Origin of the sequence: Kribbella sp. NPDC050470 (assembly GCF_044458365.1) — a bacterium.
Taxonomy (GTDB): domain Bacteria; phylum Actinomycetota; class Actinomycetes; order Propionibacteriales; family Kribbellaceae; genus Kribbella.
This window is the reverse complement of record NZ_JBITHV010000008.1, coordinates 426,848-448,270: the sequence shown is the minus strand read 5'-3', so window position 1 is coordinate 448,270 and position 21,423 is coordinate 426,848. Positions and strand designations below refer to the sequence as shown.

General features: G+C 69.0%; 22 protein-coding genes. 7 read left to right on the top strand and 15 right to left on the bottom strand.

From position 1 onward, the window contains the following. The first annotated feature begins 18 nt into the window (after window positions 1–18). Entirely contained in the window at window positions 19–930 is a 912-nt protein-coding gene (locus ACIBGM_RS26330) for a sugar ABC transporter permease (RefSeq protein ID WP_360536305.1), read from the top strand. After that, window positions 927–1,739 carry a carbohydrate ABC transporter permease gene (locus tag ACIBGM_RS26325; protein ID WP_360536303.1) on the top strand — a complete coding sequence of 271 codons (813 nt, stop codon included), beginning with the start codon at window positions 927–929 and terminating at the stop codon, window positions 1,737–1,739. The genes ACIBGM_RS26330 and ACIBGM_RS26325 overlap by 4 nt, the downstream gene beginning before the upstream one ends. A 2-nt stretch (window positions 1,740–1,741) precedes the next feature. Here ACIBGM_RS26325 and ppk2 read toward each other — a convergent pair whose 3' ends face one another. After that, window positions 1,742–2,650 (bottom strand): polyphosphate kinase 2, encoded by a 909-nt coding sequence (gene ppk2 / locus ACIBGM_RS26320; protein ID WP_360536301.1) that lies wholly within the window; start codon window positions 2,648–2,650, stop codon window positions 1,742–1,744. Window positions 2,651–2,833: 183 nt separating this feature from the next. On the opposite strand from ppk2, the gene ACIBGM_RS26315 reads away from it, so the two are divergent. Next, a complete protein-coding gene (locus tag ACIBGM_RS26315; protein ID WP_360536299.1) occupies window positions 2,834–3,709 on the top strand; it encodes a hypothetical protein in 876 nt (291 codons plus the stop codon). 935 nt (window positions 3,710–4,644) lie between these two features. Here the strand turns inward: ACIBGM_RS26315 and ACIBGM_RS26310 are convergent. From ACIBGM_RS26310 to ACIBGM_RS26270, 9 genes are all read right to left on the bottom strand, one after another. After that, complete coding sequence (locus ACIBGM_RS26310) at window positions 4,645–5,700, bottom strand: Gfo/Idh/MocA family oxidoreductase (RefSeq protein WP_360523810.1); 1,056 nt, start codon at window positions 5,698–5,700, stop codon at window positions 4,645–4,647. 1 nt (window position 5,701) lies between these two features. After that, window positions 5,702–6,544: a TIM barrel protein gene (locus ACIBGM_RS26305; RefSeq protein WP_360523807.1), complete on the bottom strand. Its 843-nt coding sequence runs from the start codon at window positions 6,542–6,544 to the stop codon at window positions 5,702–5,704. Next, window positions 6,541–7,680 (bottom strand): ROK family transcriptional regulator, encoded by a 1,140-nt coding sequence (locus ACIBGM_RS26300; protein ID WP_360523804.1) that lies wholly within the window; start codon window positions 7,678–7,680, stop codon window positions 6,541–6,543. Before ACIBGM_RS26300 ends, ACIBGM_RS26305 begins: the two co-directional genes overlap by 4 nt. Window positions 7,681–7,769: 89 nt before the next feature. Further along, window positions 7,770–8,447, bottom strand: coding sequence for a membrane protein insertase YidC (gene yidC, locus ACIBGM_RS26295; RefSeq protein ID WP_396387003.1), 678 nt, complete (start codon window positions 8,445–8,447; stop codon window positions 7,770–7,772). Between the two features lie 46 nt (window positions 8,448–8,493). Beyond that, entirely contained in the window at window positions 8,494–8,748 is a 255-nt protein-coding gene (locus tag ACIBGM_RS26290) for a DUF6412 domain-containing protein (RefSeq protein ID WP_360523798.1), read from the bottom strand. A 3-nt stretch (window positions 8,749–8,751) separates the two neighbouring features. Then, window positions 8,752–10,083: an RNA polymerase sigma factor gene (locus tag ACIBGM_RS26285; RefSeq protein ID WP_360523795.1), complete on the bottom strand. Its 1,332-nt coding sequence runs from the start codon at window positions 10,081–10,083 to the stop codon at window positions 8,752–8,754. A 246-nt stretch (window positions 10,084–10,329) separates the two neighbouring features. Next, window positions 10,330–10,950, bottom strand: coding sequence for an HhH-GPD-type base excision DNA repair protein (locus ACIBGM_RS26280; protein WP_360523792.1), 621 nt, complete (start codon window positions 10,948–10,950; stop codon window positions 10,330–10,332). Between the two features lies 1 nt (window position 10,951). After that, window positions 10,952–11,365, bottom strand: a complete 414-nt coding sequence (locus ACIBGM_RS26275) for a universal stress protein (protein WP_131357832.1) — start codon at window positions 11,363–11,365, stop codon at window positions 10,952–10,954. Between the two features lie 389 nt (window positions 11,366–11,754). Further along, the gene (locus ACIBGM_RS26270; protein WP_360523789.1) at window positions 11,755–13,233 is read right to left on the bottom strand and encodes a glutamate--cysteine ligase; all 1,479 of its coding nucleotides are present in this window, start codon (window positions 13,231–13,233) and stop codon (window positions 11,755–11,757) included. Between the two features lie 95 nt (window positions 13,234–13,328). On the opposite strand from ACIBGM_RS26270, the gene ACIBGM_RS26265 reads away from it, so the two are divergent. Further along, a complete protein-coding gene (locus ACIBGM_RS26265; protein WP_360523786.1) occupies window positions 13,329–14,684 on the top strand; it encodes a DNA polymerase IV in 1,356 nt (451 codons plus the stop codon). Further along, window positions 14,677–15,624 (top strand): tetratricopeptide repeat protein, encoded by a 948-nt coding sequence (locus ACIBGM_RS26260; protein ID WP_360523783.1) that lies wholly within the window; start codon window positions 14,677–14,679, stop codon window positions 15,622–15,624. Before ACIBGM_RS26265 ends, ACIBGM_RS26260 begins: the two co-directional genes overlap by 8 nt. Here the strand turns inward: ACIBGM_RS26260 and ddaH are convergent. After that, window positions 15,593–16,354 carry a dimethylargininase gene (gene ddaH / locus ACIBGM_RS26255; protein ID WP_360523780.1) on the bottom strand — a complete coding sequence of 254 codons (762 nt, stop codon included), beginning with the start codon at window positions 16,352–16,354 and terminating at the stop codon, window positions 15,593–15,595. The genes ACIBGM_RS26260 and ddaH overlap by 32 nt on opposite strands. A gap of 57 nt (window positions 16,355–16,411) precedes the next feature. On the opposite strand from ddaH, the gene ACIBGM_RS26250 reads away from it, so the two are divergent. Together ACIBGM_RS26250 and ACIBGM_RS26245 are read left to right on the top strand one after the other, a co-directional pair. Then, window positions 16,412–16,930: a hemerythrin domain-containing protein gene (locus ACIBGM_RS26250; RefSeq protein WP_360523777.1), complete on the top strand. Its 519-nt coding sequence runs from the start codon at window positions 16,412–16,414 to the stop codon at window positions 16,928–16,930. Window positions 16,931–16,955: 25 nt separating this feature from the next. Beyond that, the gene (locus tag ACIBGM_RS26245) at window positions 16,956–18,188 is read left to right on the top strand and encodes an MFS transporter (protein WP_360523774.1); all 1,233 of its coding nucleotides are present in this window, start codon (window positions 16,956–16,958) and stop codon (window positions 18,186–18,188) included. Here ACIBGM_RS26245 and ACIBGM_RS26240 read toward each other — a convergent pair. Genes ACIBGM_RS26240 through ACIBGM_RS26225 form a run of 4 tightly spaced genes read right to left on the bottom strand, consistent with a single transcriptional unit; the run spans window position 18,172 to window position 21,376 of the window. After that, a complete protein-coding gene (locus ACIBGM_RS26240; protein ID WP_396387002.1) occupies window positions 18,172–18,903 on the bottom strand; it encodes an MBL fold metallo-hydrolase in 732 nt (243 codons plus the stop codon). The genes ACIBGM_RS26245 and ACIBGM_RS26240 overlap by 17 nt on opposite strands. Next, window positions 18,900–19,292 (bottom strand): YccF domain-containing protein, encoded by a 393-nt coding sequence (locus ACIBGM_RS26235; protein ID WP_360523768.1) that lies wholly within the window; start codon window positions 19,290–19,292, stop codon window positions 18,900–18,902. The genes ACIBGM_RS26240 and ACIBGM_RS26235 overlap by 4 nt, the downstream gene beginning before the upstream one ends. 57 nt (window positions 19,293–19,349) lie before the next feature. Next, window positions 19,350–20,486: a saccharopine dehydrogenase NADP-binding domain-containing protein gene (locus ACIBGM_RS26230; protein WP_360523765.1), complete on the bottom strand. Its 1,137-nt coding sequence runs from the start codon at window positions 20,484–20,486 to the stop codon at window positions 19,350–19,352. After that, the gene (locus tag ACIBGM_RS26225; RefSeq protein ID WP_360523762.1) at window positions 20,483–21,376 is read right to left on the bottom strand and encodes an SDR family oxidoreductase; all 894 of its coding nucleotides are present in this window, start codon (window positions 21,374–21,376) and stop codon (window positions 20,483–20,485) included. The genes ACIBGM_RS26230 and ACIBGM_RS26225 overlap by 4 nt, the downstream gene beginning before the upstream one ends. Window positions 21,377–21,423: the final 47 nt, after the last annotated feature.

The window sequence follows — 21,423 nt, the reverse complement described above, 5'->3', positions numbered from 1 at the left end:
ATGGATCAGGCTGCACCTGTGACGGACGTCTCGAGAGACGCGGCCACCAGCCGACCCGCTGTACGGCGCCGGCGGCGCCGGTGGAGTGCGTTGCTCTGGGTCGCACCGGCGTTCGTCATGTACTCGGCGTTCGTACTGTTCCCGATGGCGCAGTCCGTGCAGTACTCGTTCTACGACTGGGACGGCATCGGTCCGGCGACGCCGGCCGGACTGGACAACTGGAAAGCGATCTTCACCCGGCCGGAGCTGCTGCAATCGCTCGTGCACGCGTTCATCCTGGTCTTCTTCTACACGGTCCTGCCGGTCGGGCTCGGGCTGATCGCGGCCTCACTGATCCGCGAGCTCCGCCCCGGAGCGTTCAGCACGACCGCCCGGGTGATGCTGTTCATCCCGCAGGTACTGCCGCTGGTCGCGGCCGGCATCGCGTGGACCTGGATGTACTCCTCGAACGGCCTGGTCAACCAGCTGATGCGTGCGGTCGGCCTCGACCGGTACACCCGGGCGTGGCTGGGCGACTTCACCTTCGCCCTGCCGGCGGTCGGCGTGATCGGGGTCTGGGTCATGCTCGGCTTCTGTACGGTGCTGCTGCTCGCGGGCATCGGGAAGATCGACCCGGCGCTGTACGAGGCGGCCCGGCTGGACGGCGCCGGCCGGATCAGGGAGTTCCTCGCCGTGACCCTCCCGGGGCTGCGGCGGGAGCTGGTCGTGTGTACGACGTTCACGATGATCGCGGCGCTGGCCAGTTTCGACGTCGTCCAGATCGCGACGCAGGGCGGTCCCGGCTACCAGACGATGGTGCCGGGCGTGCAGATCTACAGGCTGACGTTCCTCCAGCAGCACGTCGGCCAGGCCTCTGCGCTCGCGGTGCTCCTGGCCGTCCTCGTACTCGTGGTCATCTGGCCGATCCAGCGGCTCGGGAGGGAGCGATGATCGCGCAACGGATCACGCGGACCGGAATTCTGCTCGCACTGATGCTGTTCGCGGTCGTGCCGCTGCTGAGCATGTTCACCACGGCGCTGGCCGCGCCGGGCAGCACACCACAGGGCCTGGCCTGGCCGAGCGACCCGCACTGGAGCAACTTCGTGGACGCGTGGAGCGCGGCGAACTTCCTCGCCCTGTTCCGATCGAGCACGCTCATCGTGCTGGCTGTCGTCCCGACCACGGTCGCGATGGCCACCGCGGCGGGCTACGCCCTCGCCCAGCTGAACGTGCCGTTCGGCAAGGCGATCTACGGTCTCCTGCTCGTCGGTCTGACTTTGCCGTTCGAGGCGCTGATCACCCCGCTGTACTACGACCTCCGCAGTCTCGGCCTGCTCGGTACGCGACTGGCGATCGTCCTGCCGCTGATCGGACTGCTCATGCCGTTCGGCGTCTTCTGGATGCGCGCGCACTTCCTCGGCGCCGAGCCTGCCCTCACCGAGGCAGCGAAGGTCGACGGCGCCGGCACCTGGCAGACATTCCGCCGGATCCACCTGCCACTGGCGACCCCGGCATGGTCGGCACTGGCGGTGCTCTTCTTCCTCGCCAGCTGGAATCAGTACCTGCTGCCGCTCGTCCTCGTCGACGATCCGACGAAGCGAACGGTGGCCGGGGGGCTCGGGGCCTTCCAAGGGCAGTACGGCACCGACATCGTCCTGCTGTGTGCCGGTTCGCTGCTGATCATCCTGCCCTCGCTGGTGATCTTCCTGATCTTCCAGCGCAACTTCGTCAAGGCCCTCATGCAGGGAGCCGTGAAATGAAGCTAGAGCACCGGGAAGAAACGGGTGGCGGATTCGCCGTGTTCTAGGACCTCGGCGGCGGGGCCGAGGATGTTGCGGTCCGGGCGGCCGACGAGCTCGTGGTCCTTGTTGGTGTAGTCGTGCAGGCTCAGGACGTGGCGCATGGCCTCGAGGCGGGCGCGCTTCTTGTCGTTGCTCTTGACAACGGTCCAGGGGGCGTGCGGCGTGTCGGTGTAGTGGAACATCGCTTCCTTGGCCTCGGTGTAGTCGGCCCATTTGTCCAGTGACGCCAGATCGGTCGGCGACAGCTTCCACTGCCGGACCGGGTCGATCTGGCGGATCGTGAACCGGGTCTGCTGCTCGGCCTGCGACACCGAGAACCACAGCTTGACCAGCTTGATACCGGACCGGACCAGCATCCGCTCGAACTCCGGCGCCTGCCGCATGAACTCGTCGTACTCGTCCTGCGTGCAGAAGCCCATCACCCGCTCGACGCAGGCGCGGTTGTACCAGGACCGGTCGAACAGCACCATCTCGCCGGCGGCCGGCAGGTGCTCGACGTACCGCTGGAAGTACCACTGGGTCTGCTCGCGCTCGGTCGGCTTCTCCAGCGCGACGATCCGGGCGCCACGCGGGTTGAGGTGCTCCATGAAGCGCTTGATCGTCCCGCCCTTGCCGGCCGCGTCCCGCCCCTCGAACACGATCACCAGCTTCTGCTGCGTCCGCTTCACCCAGTACTGCAGCTTGAGCAACTCGATCTGCAGCAGCCGCTTGTCCCGGTCGTACACCTCGCGCGGCAGCCGTTCGCCGTACGGGTAGCCCTCCCGCCAGGTGTCGACGGGAGTCCCGTCGGCACGTATCAGGACCGGGTCGTCGTCCTCTTCATCGAGAACCCGGAAACCCAACTCGTGAACCAGATCGGGGGTGCTCATGGCGCCCAGAGTCGCCGCCTGCGGTGAACCGTGAGCGGCTCCCAGATGAACAGAACTCCGATACCGTTGACTCGGGGTAGGGAGACGCATGACCGGGGTGACCGGTCGCTCTTGGGGGGATCCGGCTGGCCCGGATTTTGCAGGGAATGGGACCAACGGCCGGATCAGCAGGAAGGTCAGCCCATGACCGCATCCTTGATACCGGTGGCCGATCAGCGTGGCCGCGTCGGTCCCGGGCAGGTGGTAGTCGACCAGCTCGCGCTGCTCGCCACGCACCGCGGCAATCCCCCGGCGTTGCTGCTGCGGTGGAGTGCGATGCCCGCGCAGGCGACCGTGGACGTCGTCGTTCACCTGCACGGGTTCTCGCGCCGGGGCCGGTCGATGCACCTCGTCCGCGACATCGGCCGGTCAGCGGCCTCGCTGGCCGATCCACGCCGTCCGTCGGCTCCTGGGCGCACCAGCCCGAGCTTGCTGGTGTTCCCCCGCGGTCATTTCTACGGCGGGAAGACCGGGCGGGGTTACAGCTTCCCGGCGCTCACCCGGCCGGGTGCGGTCACGAAGCTGGTCGACGAGTCGCTCCGCCGGTTGCGAGCGGCAACCGGGGTCCAGGCGACCCGTGGGCGGTTGATCCTGACCGCCCACTCGGGCGGCGGCGCCGCGCTGATGGCGATCCTGCGGCACCTCGACCCGGTCGAGGTGCACACCTTCGACGCGCTCTACACCGATCCAGGCCCGTTGATCGCGTGGGCCCGCCGACGCCAGGAGTCCGGCTCCGGCGCGCTGCGTGTGCTGTTCCGGCCGGGTGAACCGTCCGCCCGTAACAGCCTTCGCGTCGCCGCCGGCCTGGGTGCCGGGTCCGCGCGGTTCCGGGTCGAGCAGACAGGGGTATCTCACATGGCCATCCGCAGACCTACGGCTGGCGGCTGCTCGCCGAAGTCCTCGGCTCAGAACCCGCTTATTGCCTCAGGCAACTTTGCGGTCCAGGACCGGCAGCGGTTCGGCCCGGCCGACGACGAACGCATAGGTCAGGGCGCCGACACGGTACGGACCGTCCGGTGAGCGCCTCGAGACGGTCACGGCTGCATGCGCCCGGTCTCGCCGGTCTTGCCCAACTTCCCCGGTCTTACCCGACTTCCTAGGCTGACCCAGCTCGACTGGTTTGCCCAGCTCCCCCGGTTTGCCTGGTTTGCCCGGCATATGGCCAGTTTCGTCCGCATCCCGGGACCCCGGTGGAATCACCTGGGGGCTTGCACAGGAACTGGGGACCTAGGACAGGCTGTGTGATGTCCGAGGTCCCCGGAGGGTGTTCAAGCCCGCGGCTCTCAGCCGAACCTGACCAGCATGCGGACAAATCCGACCACCCACCGAACCATCTCCTCAAGGACCTGAAGCCCACAGAGTTCGCGCGCCGCCGACACGCTCCAGGCCCGCGGCCGTGATCAGCCCGACGATGTGTTGACGACCTCCGCGTCGGTTCAGTTCATCCGAACCCAGCCTCCGGATGCGCCGCCGGCAAACACCGTCCGATCCGACCCCAATTTCCGGACGCGCCGCCGACACAACCCCGGCCCACCCGAATCCGACCTCGGGATCCAGATCCCCCGGATCCACACCGGCACACCGAATCCACCCCCGGCACGCGACCACTCCGGTGAGCTGCTCCGGAACAGCTGCGTCCTTTCCTGGTCGTGGGGGGGGGGGGGGGGGGGCGGCGGCGCCCCCCCCCCCCCCCCCCCCCCACGACTAGCACCATCAAGCAGCCCGGAGCCGCGCCCCCACGCCGCCAGTCCGCCAACCGCCCCCAACCGCTCACCGATCCACGCCGCGCCGAAGGCGCCAACACCAGCCGCCGCCGCAGGCGGTGTCCCTTGCACGTCCCGTCCGCCGAAACACCTTCACGCGTTCCGCGGTGTGCGGCGCGCCGAAGGCGACAGAAGAACCGCCGCCGCCGAAGCCGGTGACCTTTTGCACTTCCTCTCCGCGGTTGAGGTCGGTCAGCGGGTGATGGGCACCTCGGTGCCGGCCCGTGCGGACTCGTAGATCGCGGTCAGGATCCGGGCCATCTCCAGGCCGTGCTCGGCGGTCGCGTCGGCTGGGATCTCGCGGCGGCAGATCCGCAGGAAGTGGTCGATCTGGTTGGCGAACCCGACCGCGAAGTCGAAGCCGAGCGAATCGATCTGCGGCTGGACGTGCAGCAGGGTGTCGTGCCGCTCGGTGATCATCAGCAGCTCGGGCTCGATCTCCGCGCCGCCCTTGTCCCCGTGGATCTTCACACTCGTCGAGTTCCGCGCGTGCAGCGAGTACGACGTGTCCACGTCGAGCACAGCGCCGTTCTCGAACCGGATCTGCGCGGTCGCGTAGTCCTCGACGTTGTTGACCCGGGACTCCGACGCGGCCCGGTACCGGGTCAGGTGCTGGATGTTGTCCCGGGCACCGAGCGGCGAGAACGTCGCACCCGAGGCCGAGACGGCGGTCGGCATTCCCATCAGGTACCAGCACAGGTCGATGATGTGGACGCCGAGATCGATCAGCGGACCGCCGCCCGAGATCTGGACGTCGCCGAACCATCCGCCGGGGTTGCCCGCCGCCCGGATGATCGTGGCCCGCGCGGCGTAGATGTCACCGAACTCGCCCGCGTCCAGGAAACGCTTCGTCACCAGGGCGTTCGGCGCGAACCGCCGTACGTAGCCGATCTGCAGAGCCTGTCCGGTCTCCTGCGTCGCGCGGACCAGCGCCTCGGCCTCCGCGACCGTCACGGACATCGGCTTCTCGACCAGCACGTCCTTGCCGGCTCGTAGCGCCGCCTCCGCGATCGTGGCGTGCAGGAGGTTCGGGACGCAGATGCTCACCGCGTCCACACCGGGGTCGGTGAGGATCTCGTCGACGACGTCGGTGGCGCGCGGAACACCGAACTCGTCGGCGCGCGCCTTGGCCCGGGTCCGGTCGATGTCGCACACGGCCACCAGTTCGGCGTGCGGGTTCTGCTGGTACGAGACCAGGTGCTGGGTGGCGATGGCGCCCACCCCGATGACAGCGATGCGGGTCGTCATGTCAGGCGGCTCCTGCCAGTCTGAGGATGTTGTCGAGTGAGCGCTCGATGGCGTCCAGAGGCGACTCCAGGCCCTCGAACTCCAGGCTCACCGGTACGTCGGGCTTCGTGCCGACCAGCGCCAGCAGGCCGGCGAGGTCCAGATCGCCGTGCCCCGAGATCGTGCCGAGGAGGTAGTCCCCGGCCAGCGTCCTGAGCCAGCCGTCCCCCGCAGACCGGCGGATGTGGAAGTCCTTCACGCCGACCGAGGCCGCGATGTCGATCAGGCTCGCGGCGGTCCTGCCCGGCACCTCGCCGACACAGAGTCCGTTGCCGAGGTCGAGCGTGACCCGGAAGTTCGGGCGGTCGACGGCGTGCACGAGCCGGGCCAGCCGGTCGCTGCCGTTCATGAAGAAGCCGTGGTTCTCGATCGTCGACACGATGCCCAGCTCGGCAGCGTGATCCGCGACCGCCCGGCAACCTACGACGACCTGCTCGAACGTCGACTCGAACTCGCCCGGGTCCTGTTCACGCCACGCCCAGGGCGCGACGTCGTGCCGGAAGATGCGAGCTCCGAACCGGTGCGCGACGTCCAGCTGCCGGCGCAGCCGGTCGATCTCCTTGTCCTCCGCCGTCCGCAGGTCGCCGCTGACCAGATAGTTCACGATCGGTACGCCGATGTCACGGGCGTGCGCGGCCGTAGCGCTCACCACGTCAGCGCGCTCGAGGTAGTACTCCCCGTCCATGGCGGCGATCTCGAGATGCCCGGCCGGTGACGCCGCGACCCAGTCCAGGACGGCGATCAGGTCCATCTCGCCGCGCGCCATCAGCGAGCGGAAGCAGTACGAGCTGACTCCTAGCTTCACAGAGTGGTCCTCTCCAGGTCGTTGGTGAGCTGGATCCACGGACTCGGGTAGTCGTGGACCCCGTAGATGCCGGAACTGAACTGGTCGAATGCGTTGCCGACCGCTCCGAGGACGACGGCCTCACGGCCGAGCGCCGACGCGACGAAGGGCGGGCGCTCCGGAAAGACCAACTCCCTCTCGACCGCCGCCGCGAGCGGACGAAGGAGTGCGCTGCTGTCCTGCGGACGTCCGCCCCGGACGACCACGACCTCGGGATCGACGACCAGCAGCACAGTGGCGATGCGGCCGGCGATCTGCGCGCAGAAGTCCTCGATCTCCGCCTGGGCATCCAGATCCCCGGCGGCTGCCGCTGTCAGCACGGCTTCACCGGTGGGGTGCGACGTCCAGATCAACTGCCCCCGCTCGGCGTTCCGGGTCCAGCGCATACCTCGCTGTGCGCCGAGCTCCCCGGCGAGCCGATGGCGTCCCTGCCGGATGACTCCGTTCAGGACGATCGACACGGACAACCGACGGCCGATCTGGAGGTAGACGACATCGGAGTACCCGCGTCCTGCGCCGCCGCGTTGCTCGGCGAGGGCGGCCAGCTTGATGTCGTTGTCGACGGTCACCGGGCAGCCGACGTCCTGTGACACGATCTCGGCGACCGGCAGGCCCACCAGTCCTGGCAGCGCGAGACTTGCGCGCAGGTGACCGTTCGTCTCGATCACACCGGGCAGAGCCAGGCCGACCGCGCGGAGCCGCCCGAGATCGACGGCGCTCTCCTCCGCGACCGTGTGGATCGCTCGCTGGATCAGAGCGATGCCCGCGTTCCGGCGCCCCTTCAGTTCCGTGTACCCCAGCCGGCGTCCGGACAGATCGCAGATCACGGCCCGCGCCCCGCGCGGACCGAGGTCCACGCCGGCGACCAGCCCGGCCTCCCGGGCGAAGCGGAAGGCACGCGCAGGCCGGCCCGGCCCGGCGGTCGACGGACCGGTGGGCACGACCAGGCCGGCCTCGAGGAGATCGTCGAGGACGGCGTGCACGGTGGGACGCGACAGCCCGGTCTCCGCGCTGATGACGCCGACCGTGCGCGCCTCCTCGGCGCCGGCCAGGAACCGCAGACACGCCACCTGGTTCTCCGACCGTTCAGCGTGCATGGCTCCCCAGTCGTTATGCAATGGGCTTTAATAAAGACCGTAGCAGAACCCTCCGAGCCGCAGCAACTGTGGCCTGGGGCAACAAACCCTCAGCGTTGCAGGACAGCCCGTTCGACCACCGTCCACGTGGTCGTGGTCAGCAGGTACAGCCCGGCCGCGAGCGGGACGAACGCCGCCGTGAGCACCGTGCCGAACGGCAACCACCGAGCCAGCCGGCGCGACCACGGCGTCGCCGACTCATCGAGCTGCCGCAGCGCCAGGCGCGCCGAGAACCAAGCCACCACAGCCAGCAGTACGGCGAGTGCAGCAAACGCCGGTGTGGCCGCGAACACCGGCCAGTGCAGCCCCAGCGGCGCACCAAGCAGGCTGCCGCTGATCAGTTGGTTCGACTCCCCCGCGACCATCGCGCGGGAGAACAGCGTGTACATCAACCAGAAGAACGGCAGTTGGGCCAGCATCGGAAGGAAGCCCGCAAACAAGGTCGTCCCGGACTCGGCCTGCAACTTGGTGACCTCTCGCTGCAGACGCTCCGGGTTGTCCCGGTGGCGATCGGTGATCGCTTTCAGTTGCGGCATGAGCGCAGCGCGTGCACGCATCCCGCGATGCGCCCGGACGCTGAGCGGCAGCAGAAGCAGGCGTACGACGAGCGTGCACAAGACGATCGCGGCCACGGCAGCGTACGCGCCGGCCAGCGGTTCGATGGCGGTGACGAGGGACGAGATCAGGTGATAGGCACCGGCGACCGGCGCCTCCAGGAAAGAAGGCACAGCAAGACTCCACGAGATGAGTAGGAACGGGTAGCGGAAGTGCTCGCTACCGTCCTGGTGCTCGTGGGCGTGGACGTCCGGCCGCGTCCGGGTCGCGGAGCCGCAGGAACGCAGTCTCCTCCGCACGGTGCCGGACCGACACCGCGATCGCCCGCAGCGGCGCCGTCGCCGGCGCGGACGCGCGTGCGACCAGCAGCAGGGTGAACAGCAAGGCCGCCGCCGTGAGCACGGCGGCGGCCAGGGAAGCCGAGTCGAAGACAGGGATCGCCAGCGCAAGCACGCCGGCGATCACCTGGGTCATCGATCAGTCCAGGTAGTCCCGCAGGACCTGGGAGCGGGACGGGTGGCGCAGCTTCGACATCGTCTTGGACTCGATCTGGCGGATCCGCTCGCGGGTCACGCCGTACACCTTGCCGATCTCGTCCAGGGTCTTCGGCTGGCCGTCGGTCAGGCCGAAGCGCATCGAGACCACACCGGCCTCGCGCTCGGACAGCGTGTCCAGGACGGCGTGCAGCTGCTCCTGCAGCAGCGTGAACGAGACCGCCTCGGCCGGCACGATCGCCTCGGAGTCCTCGATCAGGTCGCCGAACTCGGAGTCGCCGTCCTCACCGAGCGGGGTGTGCAGCGAGATCGGCTCGCGGCCGTACTTCTGCACCTCGATGACCTTCTCCGGGGTCATGTCGAGCTCCTTGGCGAGCTCTTCCGGAGTGGGTTCGCGACCGAGGTCCTGCAGCATCTGCCGCTGCACGCGGGCCAGCTTGTTGATGACCTCGACCATGTGCACCGGGATCCGGATGGTCCGGGCCTGGTCGGCCATCGCGCGGGTGATCGCCTGCCGGATCCACCAGGTGGCGTACGTCGAGAACTTGTAGCCCTTGGTGTAGTCGAACTTCTCCACCGCGCGGATCAGGCCCAGGTTGCCCTCCTGGATCAGGTCCAGGAACAGCATGCCGCGGCCGGTGTAGCGCTTGGCCAACGACACCACCAGGCGCAGGTTGGCCTCGAGCAGGTGGTTCTTGGCCCGCCGGCCGTCCTCGGAGATCCAGTCGTACTCGTCGCGGACCTTGTCCTTCAGCTTCGCGGCCTCGTCACCCAGCTGCTCCTCGGCGAACAGGCCGGCCTCGATCCGCTTGGCGAGCTCGACCTCCTGCTCGGCGTTCAGCAGCGGGACCTTGCCGATCTGCTTCAGGTAGTCCTTGACCGGGTCCGCGGTGGCACCGGCGACCATCACCTGCTGCTCGGGCTCGTCGGTCTCGTCGGCCTCGGAGACGACGAAACCCTCGTCCTCGGTCAGCTCCTTCTCCAGCCCCTGCACAGCGTCGGGCTTGAAGTCGGACTCGTCCACGTCGTCGAGTGAGCGCGGCTTGCCGGTCTTGGGATCGATCGACAAACCAGCCTCGGTGACTTTGCCGGGGACGGCCTTCTTCGCCGGCGACTTCTTGGCGGCGGCGGCCTTCTTCGCGGGGATACCGTCCTCCTTGGTGCCGGCGGGCTTGGCCGCGGCCTTCTTCACTGCCGCCTTCTTGGCAGCAGGGTCGGTCACTCGGGCGCTGGTCCTCGGAGCCGTGCTGCGGGCGGTGGCGGCCACTGCCCGGGCTGACTCGGCGGGAAGATTCTCGGACGAGCTGGACGACACGAATTACCTCTCGTCTGACGCAGGGTTTGTAGTACGGCGGTACGGCGGTGGTGCGAGTGCTTTGGGGTACGACTGTGTGCGGCTGCTCGCTGGTCAGGCGGCGGCAACACTACATTGTAATCCGCGAGCCAAGCCCAAGCGCGCCGCGACCCCCCGAACGACATGCCTCGGCCCCTTCCGGGCGGTGCGTTCCCGCTCGGTCGGGGCCTGAGCACTTCACCGTTCAAACGTCGCCTTCTCAGCCGCCTAGCCGTTGCGGGTCCGCCGCAGCGGACGCGCCACCACCCGCTGCTGAACCAGCTGCTGCTCCTGCTTGAACTGCCGCACCTTCACGAGCGACGCCACGTCGATCACATCCGCGACGGATTTGTACGCGCCGTCCTCGCCGTACGGCTCGGATGCCTCGCGCCAGCCCCGCGGCCGGACCTTGAGCTGCTTGCCGAGCAGCGCGACGAAGATCTTCGCCTTCTGCGCGCCGAAGCCCGGCAGGGCCGACAGCCTGGCCAGCAGGTCGTCCCCGGACTTCACATCGGACCACAGGCCCGAAGCGTTACCGGCGTACTCCTCGTCGAGGTGCTTGGCGAGGGTCTGGATCCGGGCCGCCATCGCGGTCGGGAACCGGTGCACGGCCGGCGGGCCGGCCACCACTTCGACGAACGCATCCGGGTCGTAGTGCGCGACCGTGGACGGATCGAACGGTCCGGCCATCCGCTTCGCGATCGCGACCGGGCCCGCGAATGCCCGCTCCATCGGAATCTGCTGGTCGAGCAGCATGCCCACCAGGAGTGCGAACGGATCTCTGCTCAGCATCTCGTCGGCGTCGGGCTGCTGTGCGAGGCACAGCTTCTTGCTGCGTGTCGAAGTCACCTCAGTCCTCCCCTTCGTCGGCCTTCACGGCCAGCACCGGACACGGAGCGTCGAGCAGCACCCGCTGGGCATTGCTGCCGAGGATGAGCTTGCCGACCGGGGACCGGCGGCGCAGGCCGATCACGATGAACTCCGCGTGCACCTGCTCGGCGACGGCCACCAGGTCCTCCGCCGGATCGAGTCCACGCACCAGCTGCCGCACCTCGTAGGGCACGCCGGTCGAGTCGAGCTGCTCCCGCACCTCCGTCAAAGCGGCGTCACTCGCCGCGGCCTCGTCGCTGTCGAAGCTGCGACCGCCCCGGTGTGAGTTCACCACCACGAGCTTGGCGTCACGAAGCGTTGCCTCTTCCGCCGCTCGCCGAAGGGCTGCACGGCCCTCGGCCTTCGGCACGTAACCCACGACGATGGTCGTCATCGCCCTGCCTCACCTCCGGGTGTCGTGTCGACCCGTTCCGAACGATACTGCTCCCGACCGTGGTCGGCATCCGCTGCATTTGCACCTGTTGTGTCGCGACGGTGACGGACGGCTGATCGTCGTGCGGGTAGTACTCCACCACCGCCCCGGCCACCGTTGTGGCAGCCACGCCGGTGCCCGAGTACTACCCGCGACGGAACTCTCTAACCTTCCGGTGGCCACACCTTTGCAGGGCTGTCACCCAACGCGCCACCCCTGTAGTCCGGGTCGTTATCGAACTCCCCACCCAGTTGCCTAGGGCACCCGACGCAGCGTGACCATTCCTGTCCTACGTTGTCTGCCCGACTAACCGGTTCAGTGCAGACTCCTTCCCCACCCCACGACCCCGGTCAGTCGATCGGCCACGTGTGCACTGGAGCGTTCTCATGCATGTGCTCGGAGTACCTGCGCAGCATGCCGCGCAACGCGTCCCGGCGGCCGTGAGGTCCTCTTGTATACAGTCGATGAAACTCATCGGCCTGCCAGGCGGCGCCGTTGCGGTTGGTCAGGCAGCGCTGCTCGATGATGCCGAGCAGGCGATCGCGGACGGCGGCGTCGACACCCCACGCGTCCAAACCGCGAGAGGCCAACGGGAGCAGGCGTCGCAGCACCAGCTCGGTCGCGCGCGCGGTGCCGACACCCGGCCAGAACACCTCCGCGTCGATGCCGTGCCGAGCGGCCGAGTGGAAGTTCTCCTCGGCCGCGCTGAACGACATCTGCGACCAGATCGGCCGTTCGTCGTCGGCCAGCGCGCGAACCAGGCCGAAGTAGAAGGCGCCGTTGGCCATCGTGTCGACGACCGTCGGACCGGCCGGCAGCACCCGGTTCTCCACCCGGAGATGGGGCTTCTCCCGGACAACGTCGTACACCGGGCGGTTCCAGCGGTAGATCGTCCCGTTGTGCAGCCGCAACTCCGAAAGAGCTGGGGTGTCGCCACGGTCGAGGACGGCGATCGGATCCTCGTCCGACGTCACTGGCAGCAACGCCGGGTAGTAGCGCGAGTTCTCCTCGAACAGGTCGAAGATCGAGGTGATCCAGCGTTCACCGAACCACACCCGCGGCCGCACGCCCTGGGTCTTCAGCTCGTGCGTGCGGGTGTCGGCGGCCTGCTCGAACAACGGGATCCGGGTCTCGCGCATCAGCTCCTTGCCGAACAGGAACGGCGAGTTCGCGCCGACCGCGAGCTGGACGCCGGAGATCGCCTGGGCCGCGTTCCAGTACCGCGGGAAGGCTTCCGGCGTGACCTGCAGGTGGAACTGCGTCGACGTGCAGGCCGCCTCCGGCACGATCGTGTCGGCGGTGATCGCGAGCCGCTCGATGCCGTCGATCGCGATCTGCACGTCCTCGCCGCGGGCGGCGAAGATCTGGTCGTTCAGCAAGGCGTAGCGCGGGTTGGTGCTGAGCGCCTCGCGGTGGATGTGCTCGGTGAGCAGGGTCGGCAGGATGCCCACGACGACCATCGACGAGCCGGTCCGGGCCGCCTTCTCCTCGGCCGCGTTCAGGCTGTCGCGGATGTTCGCCTCCATCGTGTCCAGCCCGATGCCGTCGATCTGCCCGGGCGGCACGTTGATCTCGATGTTGAACTGGCCGAGCTCGGTCTGGAACGCGTCGTCCTCGATCGCGCTCAGCACCTCGGAGTTCTTGAAGGCCGGGTCGAACTTCTCGTCGACCAGGTTCAGCTCGATCTCGATCCCGGTCATCGGGCGTTCCGGGGCGAACCGGGCCTCGCGCAACATCCGTGCGAACGCATCCAGATTGCGATGGACCTGGCTGCGGAACGCGGTCCGGTCTGCCCGGGTGAACTCGACCCGGTCGACTTCCTCACCCATCTGCGCCTCCCAGTCGGAGTGTGCGGGGTACGACGTAACTTCAGTCTGCCTGACCGGTACCCGGTTTTGTCGGTGCAACCGGCGAGACTGGTGCCGTGCGTGGTGAACCCTCGGTGCTGCATGTCGACCTGGACGCGTTCTTCGCGGCTGTCGAGCAGCGCGACAAGCCGTCGTTGCGCGGCAAGCCGGTCGTGGTCGGCGGCATCGGCGTACGCGGCGTGGTGTCCACCGCGTCGTACGAAGCCCGCAAGTACGGCGTCCGGTCCGCGATGTCGACCGCGGAGGCGCGGTCCCGCTGCCCGCACGCGGCGTACCTGGGGCCGCGCTTCGAGGTGTACCGGCGGACCAGCCAGGCGGTGATGGCCGAGATGCGGGCGCTGTCGCCGCTGGTCGAGCCGCTGTCGCTGGACGAGGCGTTCGTCGACCTGTCCGCGGCCGGGCTGACCGGGCTCACGGTGGACGACGTACAGGCGATCGCCCAGGACCTGAAGGACGCGATCCGCAAGGCCAGTGGCGGCCTGACCGCATCGGTCGGCGCCGGGACGTCGAAGCTGATCGCGAAGATCGCCAGCGACCTCGACAAGCCGGACGGCGTGGTCGTCGTACCGCCGGGGACAGAGGCGGAGTTCCTCGCGCCGATGCAGGTGACGGTGATCCCGGGCGTGGGTCCGGCGACCGCGCAGCGGCTGTCCATGGCCGGCGTGCGGACCGTGGCGGATCTGCAGCAACTGGACGAGGACGAGCTGATCCGCCAGGTCGGGTCGGCGCACGGCTCGAGCCTGCATCGGTTGGCGATCGCCGCCGACGACCGCCCGGTGGTGAGCGACCGCGAGACCAAGTCCGTCAGTGTCGAGGACACCTTCGAGACCGACATCGTCGACCGCTCGCTGCTGACCGCGATCGCGGACCGGATGGCCCACCGCGTCGCCGAACGGCTGCAGAAGGCGCAACTCTCCGGCCGGACCGTGACGGTGAAGACGCGGATGCACGACTTCACGACGCACACCCGGTCGTCAACGCTCGCCGGGCCGACCGACGACGCGCGGGTCGTGGCGCGGGTCGCGCGCCGGCTGCTCGACGAGAGCGACATCTCCGGCGGGATCCGGCTGCTCGGCGTCGGTGTCTCCTCGCTCGCCGACTGGATCCAGGACGACCTCTTCACCGAGAGCGAGGACGACGGCCGGCAGCCCGAAGTGGTCGAGCTGCCCGAGCGGGCGCGCGACCTCACCGGCTACTACCCCGGCCAGGACGTCTTCCACCCGGACTACGGCCGCGGGTGGGTCTGGGGCTCGGGCCGCGGCCGGGTGACGGTACGGTTCGAGACCGCGGACACGCCGCCCGGCCCGGTGCGAACCTTCGCCGTCGACGATTCCGCGCTCACGAAAGTGGTAACCGGTGGAGCGGAAGAGGACGACGAACCCGAACATGACCACAATGGGCGGAATGAATGAGGAACGGCGGGGGGTCTACCCGTTCTGTGCGTCCTGTACTGCGTCGTCGACCGCTTGGCGCGTGCCTGACGGGGCCGGCCCGGCTGGAGTCGGGACGCGGTTCGTCGGTCACCGGGATGTCTGTGAGAACTGCGGGTCGTCGGTCCGGACGCTGTACTCGACGGTCCTCTGGATTCCGGTGTCGAAGAAGGGCCGGTTCCGGATCATCCCGACCGGCGGCCGCAACTACATCGGCCGCAAGGTCGTCGACCAGCCGGTGCAAACCGTCGTACGGCGTTCTCCGAGCACGGCGCACCCGGAGCTCGACGGCGATCCGGCGTACCGGCAGGCCGAGGCGTACTGGGCGGACAGCGAGCCCGGTCGGGCGTTGCCGTTCTACCGGTCTGCGCTGATCGAGCGGGAGAAGGCGTTGCCGGCTGACGACCCGGCCACGCTGCGCGTGCGACTGCGGGTCGCCCAGGGGCTGCTTGCGACTGCGAACTACGGCCGGGCAATCGCGTGGTTCGAGTTGGTCACACCTCAACTGGTGGAGGTGTTCGGGCCGAACCACGAGCTGACCCGGGCCGCGACCGAGGCGGTCACCGGAGCGCGGTTGATGGTCGGCGGCCCACGCTCGGAGGCGACGCTCCTCGCGAACATCGTCACCGTCGACGAACAGGACCTCGACCCGCACGACCCGCAACTGCTGCGTGATCGCGCGGCTCTGGGCAGGGCATTGCTGGCCGGTGGCGAGATCGCGGCGGCAGTCGAGGCGCTGGCGCAGACGGTCAGCGATGCCGACACTGCGCTCGGCTCCTCGCACCCGGACACTGCGGTCTATCGCGCGGCGCTGGTAGAGGCGTGCGATGTGGCCGAGGCCCGGGGCAGGAAGCGGGACGTGCAGGCGGCCGAGGCGGCCCGGCCGTTGCTCAACCGCGCAGGCGCACCGACAAGCAGGTGACGCAGCCCTCGAGCTTCTCGAACTCGCTGATGTCGACGACGACGGGCGTGTAACCGAGCGACTCGAACATCTCAGCCGACTTGGGCGCGGAGGCTGCCATCAGCAACCGGTCCTCCCCCAGCAGTACGACGTGCGACCCGGCCTCCTCGGGGACGGGCTTGAAGATGTCGAACGCCTGCGGATCGTCGACCAGCGGCTCGTACCCGATGACCGTGCCGTCTGGAAGCGCGGTCACTGCTGACTTGAGATGCAGCACCTTGCGCACGGGCACGGAACGCACGGTCGCACCGAGCGGCGCGAAGGAGTCAGCCAGTTGGCGGATGCCGGCCTCGTTCGTCCGCCCGCCGAGTCCGACGTAGATGGTGGAGCCGATCTTGAGGACGTCGCCGCCGTCGAGGGTGCCCGGGTCGGTGATGTGCGCGATCCGGTAGCCCTGCGCTGCCACAGTCTGCTCGGCGGCCGCGGCTTCCGGACGGCGCTCGTCGGCGCCTGACCGGGCGATCACGGCGAGGTCGCCGTACACGACCATCGTGTCCTCGATGAAGACGCCGTCCGGGCACTCGTCGATCGCCGGCACCTCGACCGGCGTCCACCCGGTAGCCCGGAGCGCGTCGACGTACTGCTGCCACTGGCGTACGGCGAGGTCCGCGTCGACCGGGGTGCGTTCGATGTGTGTGATGAGGCCGTCGGCGAGGCGAGGGCTGGGGCGTCGGACCAGGACTGTCGGCATACCTGCAGGTTAACCGGGGTACCGGCGCGGCAGACGTTCGAGAACGGAGGGCGACGAATGCCGAAGATCCTGCCGGCGATGGGTGGCGACGTGGTGGAGATCATCCTTGCGGACCACCGGTGGTTCGAAGAGGCGTTGCGTGAGCTGCGCGACGTGCAGAGCGACCGGTCCGCCGTACTGGCCGATCTGGCCACGGTGCTGATCGCGCACGCGGAGGCCGAGGAGTCGAAGGTGTACCCCAGCCTGCGGCGGAAGGACGCGATCGACGCCGAGGAGGTCGAGCACTCCGAGCACGAGCACGACGAGGGCAACGAGGCGCTGCTCGAACTGATGCAGGTCGAGGAAACCGGCAGCGAGGAGTTCAGCGAGAAGCTGCACGAGCTCTCCGAGGCCCTCTCGCACCACCTCGACGAGGAGGAGCGCGACGTCCTCAACCCGGCCCGGACCGACGTCTCCGAAGAGGTCCGCCGGCAACTGGGCGACGCATTCGCCGAGGAGCGCGCCCGCCTGATCGACTCCGGCTGCGGCGACATCACCAACGTCCGCAAGCTCGTCGAGGCCGCACAGAAGGCCTGAGCCGAGCCCGCTTAGGATCCCGGGTGTGGCCGGGCTGCTGGAGCATCGCGGATACGTCCGATTCTGGATCGCCGATGCGGTGTCGATGGTCGGCTCGTCCGTCAGCGCGCTCGCCCTGCAGGTCGTTGCCGTCGTCACCTTGCAGGCGTCCGGCACCGAGGTCGGGATCCTCAACGCGGCCCGCTGGCTGCCGTACCTGCTGTTCGGCCTGCTCGCGGGGGTGATCGTCGATCGCTACCGCCGCAAGCCGCTGCTCGTCGGCACCGACCTCGCCCGGGCGATCGTGCTGGGTGTCATCCCGCTCGCAGCGATGCTGGACGTTCTCAGCCTTCCGCTGCTGATCGCCGTCGTACTCGTCTTCGGCACGTTGTCCCTCGCGTACGACGCCGCACACCAGTCGTTCCCGCCGTCGCTCGTACCCACCGACCTGCTCACGTCGGCGTGGGCGCGACTCGAACAGACAAGTGCGGTGGCACAGACGGGCGGACCGGTGTTCGCCGGTGCGCTGATCAGGCTGATCGGCGCGCCGGCCGCGATCCTGGTCGACGCGGTGTCGTACCTGCTGTCCGGCCTCGTGCTCGCCACCGTCCGCCCGCGAACGCCGGAAGTTGCCGAAAGCACCGGTCAGCCGCGGCACCTGGGCCGGGAGATCCGCGAGGGGCTCAACTGGGTCTATCGCAACAGCACCCTCGGGCCGATCACGACGACCTCACACGTGTGGTTCGTGTTCCAGGGCCTGCTCACCACGGTCTTCGTCCTGTTCGTGCTCAACACGCTCGGGCTGAGCGCGTTCTGGCTCGGCGTGACGTACGCGTGCGCCGGCGTCGGCTCGGTGATCGGCGCGACCGCGTCCGGCCGGGTCGGCCGGCGGTTCGGGGTCGGACCCGCGATCATCGCCTGCCGCTGGCTCAGTCCAGTCGCCTACCTGACCGTGCCGCTCGCCGGCGACAACGCGGCCGGCATCGTGCTGCTCTGTGCCGGCCAGTTCGTCCTGGGCGTCTCCCTCGGCATCGACAGCCCGATCGAGATGGGCTACCGCCAGTCGATCACGCCGTCCGGGCTGCTCGGGCGGATGAACGCCACGACGCGTTCGTTCAACCGGGCCGCCATTGTCATCGGCGCACCCGCCGGCGGCCTGCTGGCCGACCGGTTCGGCACCCGTACGGCGCTCTGGATCGGTGTCGGCGGCATGGTAGTCCAGGCCGTCCTCCTGCACCGCTCCGCCTTCCGGCACGCCCGCCTCACAACGGAATCGTGAGGCCTTCCTCGGCGGTGAGGACTTCGCCGTCGAACTCTCGCTGGGCTTCGGCGAGCGAGATTGCGCGGTCGGAGCCGGGCCAGAAGTGGGTCAGGAGGAGGCGGTTCGCCGGGTTGGCGCCGCGGGCTGCTTCGGTTGCGGTCATCACGTAGCGCGGGCTGGTCTGTGGTGACGGGCTCTGCAGGGTCGCGTCGGAGATGAACAGGTCGGTGCCCTGGGCAAGCTTTGCCAGGTCGTCCGAGGGTCCGCTGTCGCCGGTGTAGGCGACGGACACGCCTGGTGCGGTCAACCGGACGCCGAGGTTGGTGACGTAGTGCGGCAGCAGCACGGTCTCCACGGTGAAGGGACCGAGCTGAGTGGTGGTCGCGAGGTCATGTACGTCGAAGACCGTGGCCGGATCCGGGTTCGGCTCGAGGGCGCGCAGTACGTCGAGAACGCCTGGCGGACAGTGCAGCGGGATCGGGGCCGCGTCGCGTGCCTCGTAGTACCGGACTCGGGCGAGGGCGCTCACGTCGACGCAGTGGTCGGGGTGTTGATGCGTGACGACGATCGCGTCGACGTCACCGGTCGGGCGGTGGCGAAGCAGCTGCGGCAGGGCGGCGTACCCGAGGTCGAGGACGACCGTGAAGCCGTCGTACTCCAGCAGGAAGCCCGCACACGCACGCCCGGGTTCCGGCCAGGCGCCACAGGATCCCAGGACGGTGAGCGACCTCACCGGACGGCGAACGGCTGGTCGCTCGGGACGATGTCCTTGCCCAGGGGCAGCAGGGAGATCGGGATCAGCTTGAAGTTCGCCAGGCCGAGCGGGATGCCGATGATCGTGACGCACAGCGCGATCCCGGTGGCCAGGTGGCCCAGCGCCAGCCACCAGCCGGCGAAGATCACCCAGATGATGTTCCCGAGGACCGCGCCGGCGCCGGCCGACGGCTTGTCGACGATGGTCCGGCCGAACGGCCAGAGCGTGAACCCGGCGATCCGGAACGCCGCGATGCCGAACGGGATCGTCACGATCAGCACGCAGCAGATGATGCCGGCGACCGCATACCCGATCGCCAGCCAGAACCCGGCCAGCACCAGCCAGATCAGGTTGAGAAGCGTCCTCATGCTTCCAGCCTGCCATCCGATGGGCGCAGACCGTGCGAACTCGGGGATGAATCCGGGCTAATACTGATCGGTGCTGAGGGTCGCGAACGTCAGGCCGGCCTTCATCAGCCGCTCGCGCAGGTGTGGACCCATGGCGGCGGCTGTGGTGGTCTGGCCTGCTGTCTTCGGTACGTCGTCGAGGGCCAGGCAGAGGGCGCTCTCGCCGAGCATCTTGGCGGTCTCGCCGTACCCTGGATCGCCGCCGGCGACCTCGGTGATCACCTGCTTGCCGCCGCCGCGGCCGACGAAGCGGACGTTGAACCACGACTTCGCGCGGCGTTCGGGACTCGGGCCGTCGCCGGGTTTGAGGCGGTTCAGGAGCGCGTTGCGGGCCGGCGGGATCTGCGCGGCAGCGACCAGGAGCGCCATGCCACCGATGCCTCCGGCAACCACCGGAAGGCGTCTGACCGCGGCGAAGTGCGAGTACCGGAAGTCGGGGCCGTAGCGGTCGAGCAGGCGCGCGGAGTAGCCGACGATCTGCGGATCGATGGTCGGCAGCGGCACTGCCCAGAAGCCTTGCTCGCGGTGGATCCTGCCCGGGACCGCTTTCGCCGAACGGCCTTCCGGACGCGGCTCGGCGCGGCGCCGGGCGCGATGGGCCTCGAGGTTCTGCTTCGGCCGGGAGAACGCGGTGATCGCGGTGTGGAAGGTGCCGCCGGAGGGCCGCCCGCCGCCGCGGAGCAGACCGTTCACCTGGATCGGCACGCGCTCGGGCAACTGCTCGACGGTGAACTGCACACCGAGGTCGTACGGGATCGAGTCGAAGCCGCAGGCATGAATGATCCGGGCACCGGTCTGTACGGCGCGCTCGTGGTATCGGACGTACATCCGGTCGACGAACTCGGGCTCGCCGGTCAGGTCGAGGTAGTCGGTCCCGGCGTCGGCGCAGGCGGCGACCAGCGCCTCGCCGTACTGGATGTAGGGGCCGACGGTGGTGACCACGATCCGGGTCGACTCGGCGAGGGCGCGGATCGACTGCGGGTCGGTGACGTCGGCGTGCAGGACGTCCTTGCCGAACCGCTCCAGCTTCGCTTTGTTGCGACCGGCAACTGCCCAGCGCAGGTTCGCTGGTGCGTGCTCGGCGAGGTACTCCGCGGTCAGCGCCCCGGTGAACCCGCTGGCTCCGAGCAGCACGACGTCGTACTGGCGGTTCATCGTCCGGCAGCCTTCTCGGTGTCGGCGCGCCCGCCGGCGCCGGACGCCCGGGTCGACTCGGCGGCGCCGCGCGCCTGGATGTCGGCCAGGGCGGCCCGGTCGGCCTTCGGCACGCTGAACCGGGACCCGGCCTCGATCACGTGCGGGATCAGCCAGCGGAACACCTTCAGCGCACCGATCCACCCCGGCACGTGCACCGTCCGCGAGCGCTTCTGGATGCCCTGGGTGAACTTCTCCACCGCGAACTCCAGCGGATACACCTTGCCCGCCAGCGGCACCCCGGTCCGCACCTTGCCGAACACCGGGTGCTCGTCCACGCCACGCACCATGTCGGTGTCCACGAACGTCATGTGCGCCACCCCGACCCGGACGCCGAGGTGCTTGAGCTCGACGCGCAGCGTGTCGCCCATCGCCTCCACGCCGGCCTTGGCCACGTTGTACGACGCGAGTCCGGGAATGTGCACGATCGCCGCAAGAGAGGACACAAGCAGCAAGTACCCCTTGCTCGCCAGCAGATGCGGCAGCGTCAGGTTGACCGTGCGCCAGACGCCGTACAGGTTGACGTCGAGCACTCGCTCCCAGACCTTCGGGTCCATGCTGCGGGTGAACCCGGGCGCCGCGATCCCGGCGTTCGCCATCACCACGTCGATCCGGCCGTACCGCTCGACCACGCCCTCGATCGCGGTCCGCAGCGACTCGGTGTCGGTGACGTCGGCCTCCCACCAGCCGGCGTCCGGGCCGCAGTCCTCGGCGACCTTCTTCAGCTCGTCCGGCTCCAGGCCGATCAGCGCGAGCTTGGCGCCGTGCTGCGCGAGCCGGCGGGCCACGGCGGCCCCGATTCCACGGGACGCTCCGGTGATGAGGACGACCTGGCCAGGCAGCGGACGCATCGGGGACCTCCAGCTTGTTGAGTGGGCACTCAACAGTAATCGCGTAT

Coding starts and splice junctions, on each gene's coding strand:
- ACIBGM_RS26325 (WP_360536303.1), top strand. CDS start 927: ATGATCGCGCAACGGATCACGCGGACCGGAATTCTGCTCGCACTGATG.
- ACIBGM_RS26250 (WP_360523777.1), top strand. CDS start 16,412: ATGCCGAAGATCCTGCCGGCGATGGGTGGCGACGTGGTGGAGATCATC.
- ppk2 (WP_360536301.1), bottom strand. CDS start 2,650: ATGAGCACCCCCGATCTGGTTCACGAGTTGGGTTTCCGGGTTCTCGAT.
- ACIBGM_RS26225 (WP_360523762.1), bottom strand. CDS start 21,376: ATGCGTCCGCTGCCTGGCCAGGTCGTCCTCATCACCGGAGCGTCCCGT.
- ACIBGM_RS26275 (WP_131357832.1), bottom strand. CDS start 11,365: ATGACGACCATCGTCGTGGGTTACGTGCCGAAGGCCGAGGGCCGTGCA.
- ddaH (WP_360523780.1), bottom strand. CDS start 16,354: ATGCCGACAGTCCTGGTCCGACGCCCCAGCCCTCGCCTCGCCGACGGC.
- ACIBGM_RS26290 (WP_360523798.1), bottom strand. CDS start 8,748: ATGACCCAGGTGATCGCCGGCGTGCTTGCGCTGGCGATCCCTGTCTTC.
- ACIBGM_RS26230 (WP_360523765.1), bottom strand. CDS start 20,486: ATGAACCGCCAGTACGACGTCGTGCTGCTCGGAGCCAGCGGGTTCACC.
- ACIBGM_RS26310 (WP_360523810.1), bottom strand. CDS start 5,700: ATGACGACCCGCATCGCTGTCATCGGGGTGGGCGCCATCGCCACCCAG.
- ACIBGM_RS26260 (WP_360523783.1), top strand. CDS start 14,677: ATGAATGAGGAACGGCGGGGGGTCTACCCGTTCTGTGCGTCCTGTACT.
- ACIBGM_RS26270 (WP_360523789.1), bottom strand. CDS start 13,233: ATGGGTGAGGAAGTCGACCGGGTCGAGTTCACCCGGGCAGACCGGACC.
- ACIBGM_RS26315 (WP_360536299.1), top strand. CDS start 2,834: ATGACCGCATCCTTGATACCGGTGGCCGATCAGCGTGGCCGCGTCGGT.
- ACIBGM_RS26300 (WP_360523804.1), bottom strand. CDS start 7,680: ATGCACGCTGAACGGTCGGAGAACCAGGTGGCGTGTCTGCGGTTCCTG.
- ACIBGM_RS26235 (WP_360523768.1), bottom strand. CDS start 19,292: ATGAGGACGCTTCTCAACCTGATCTGGCTGGTGCTGGCCGGGTTCTGG.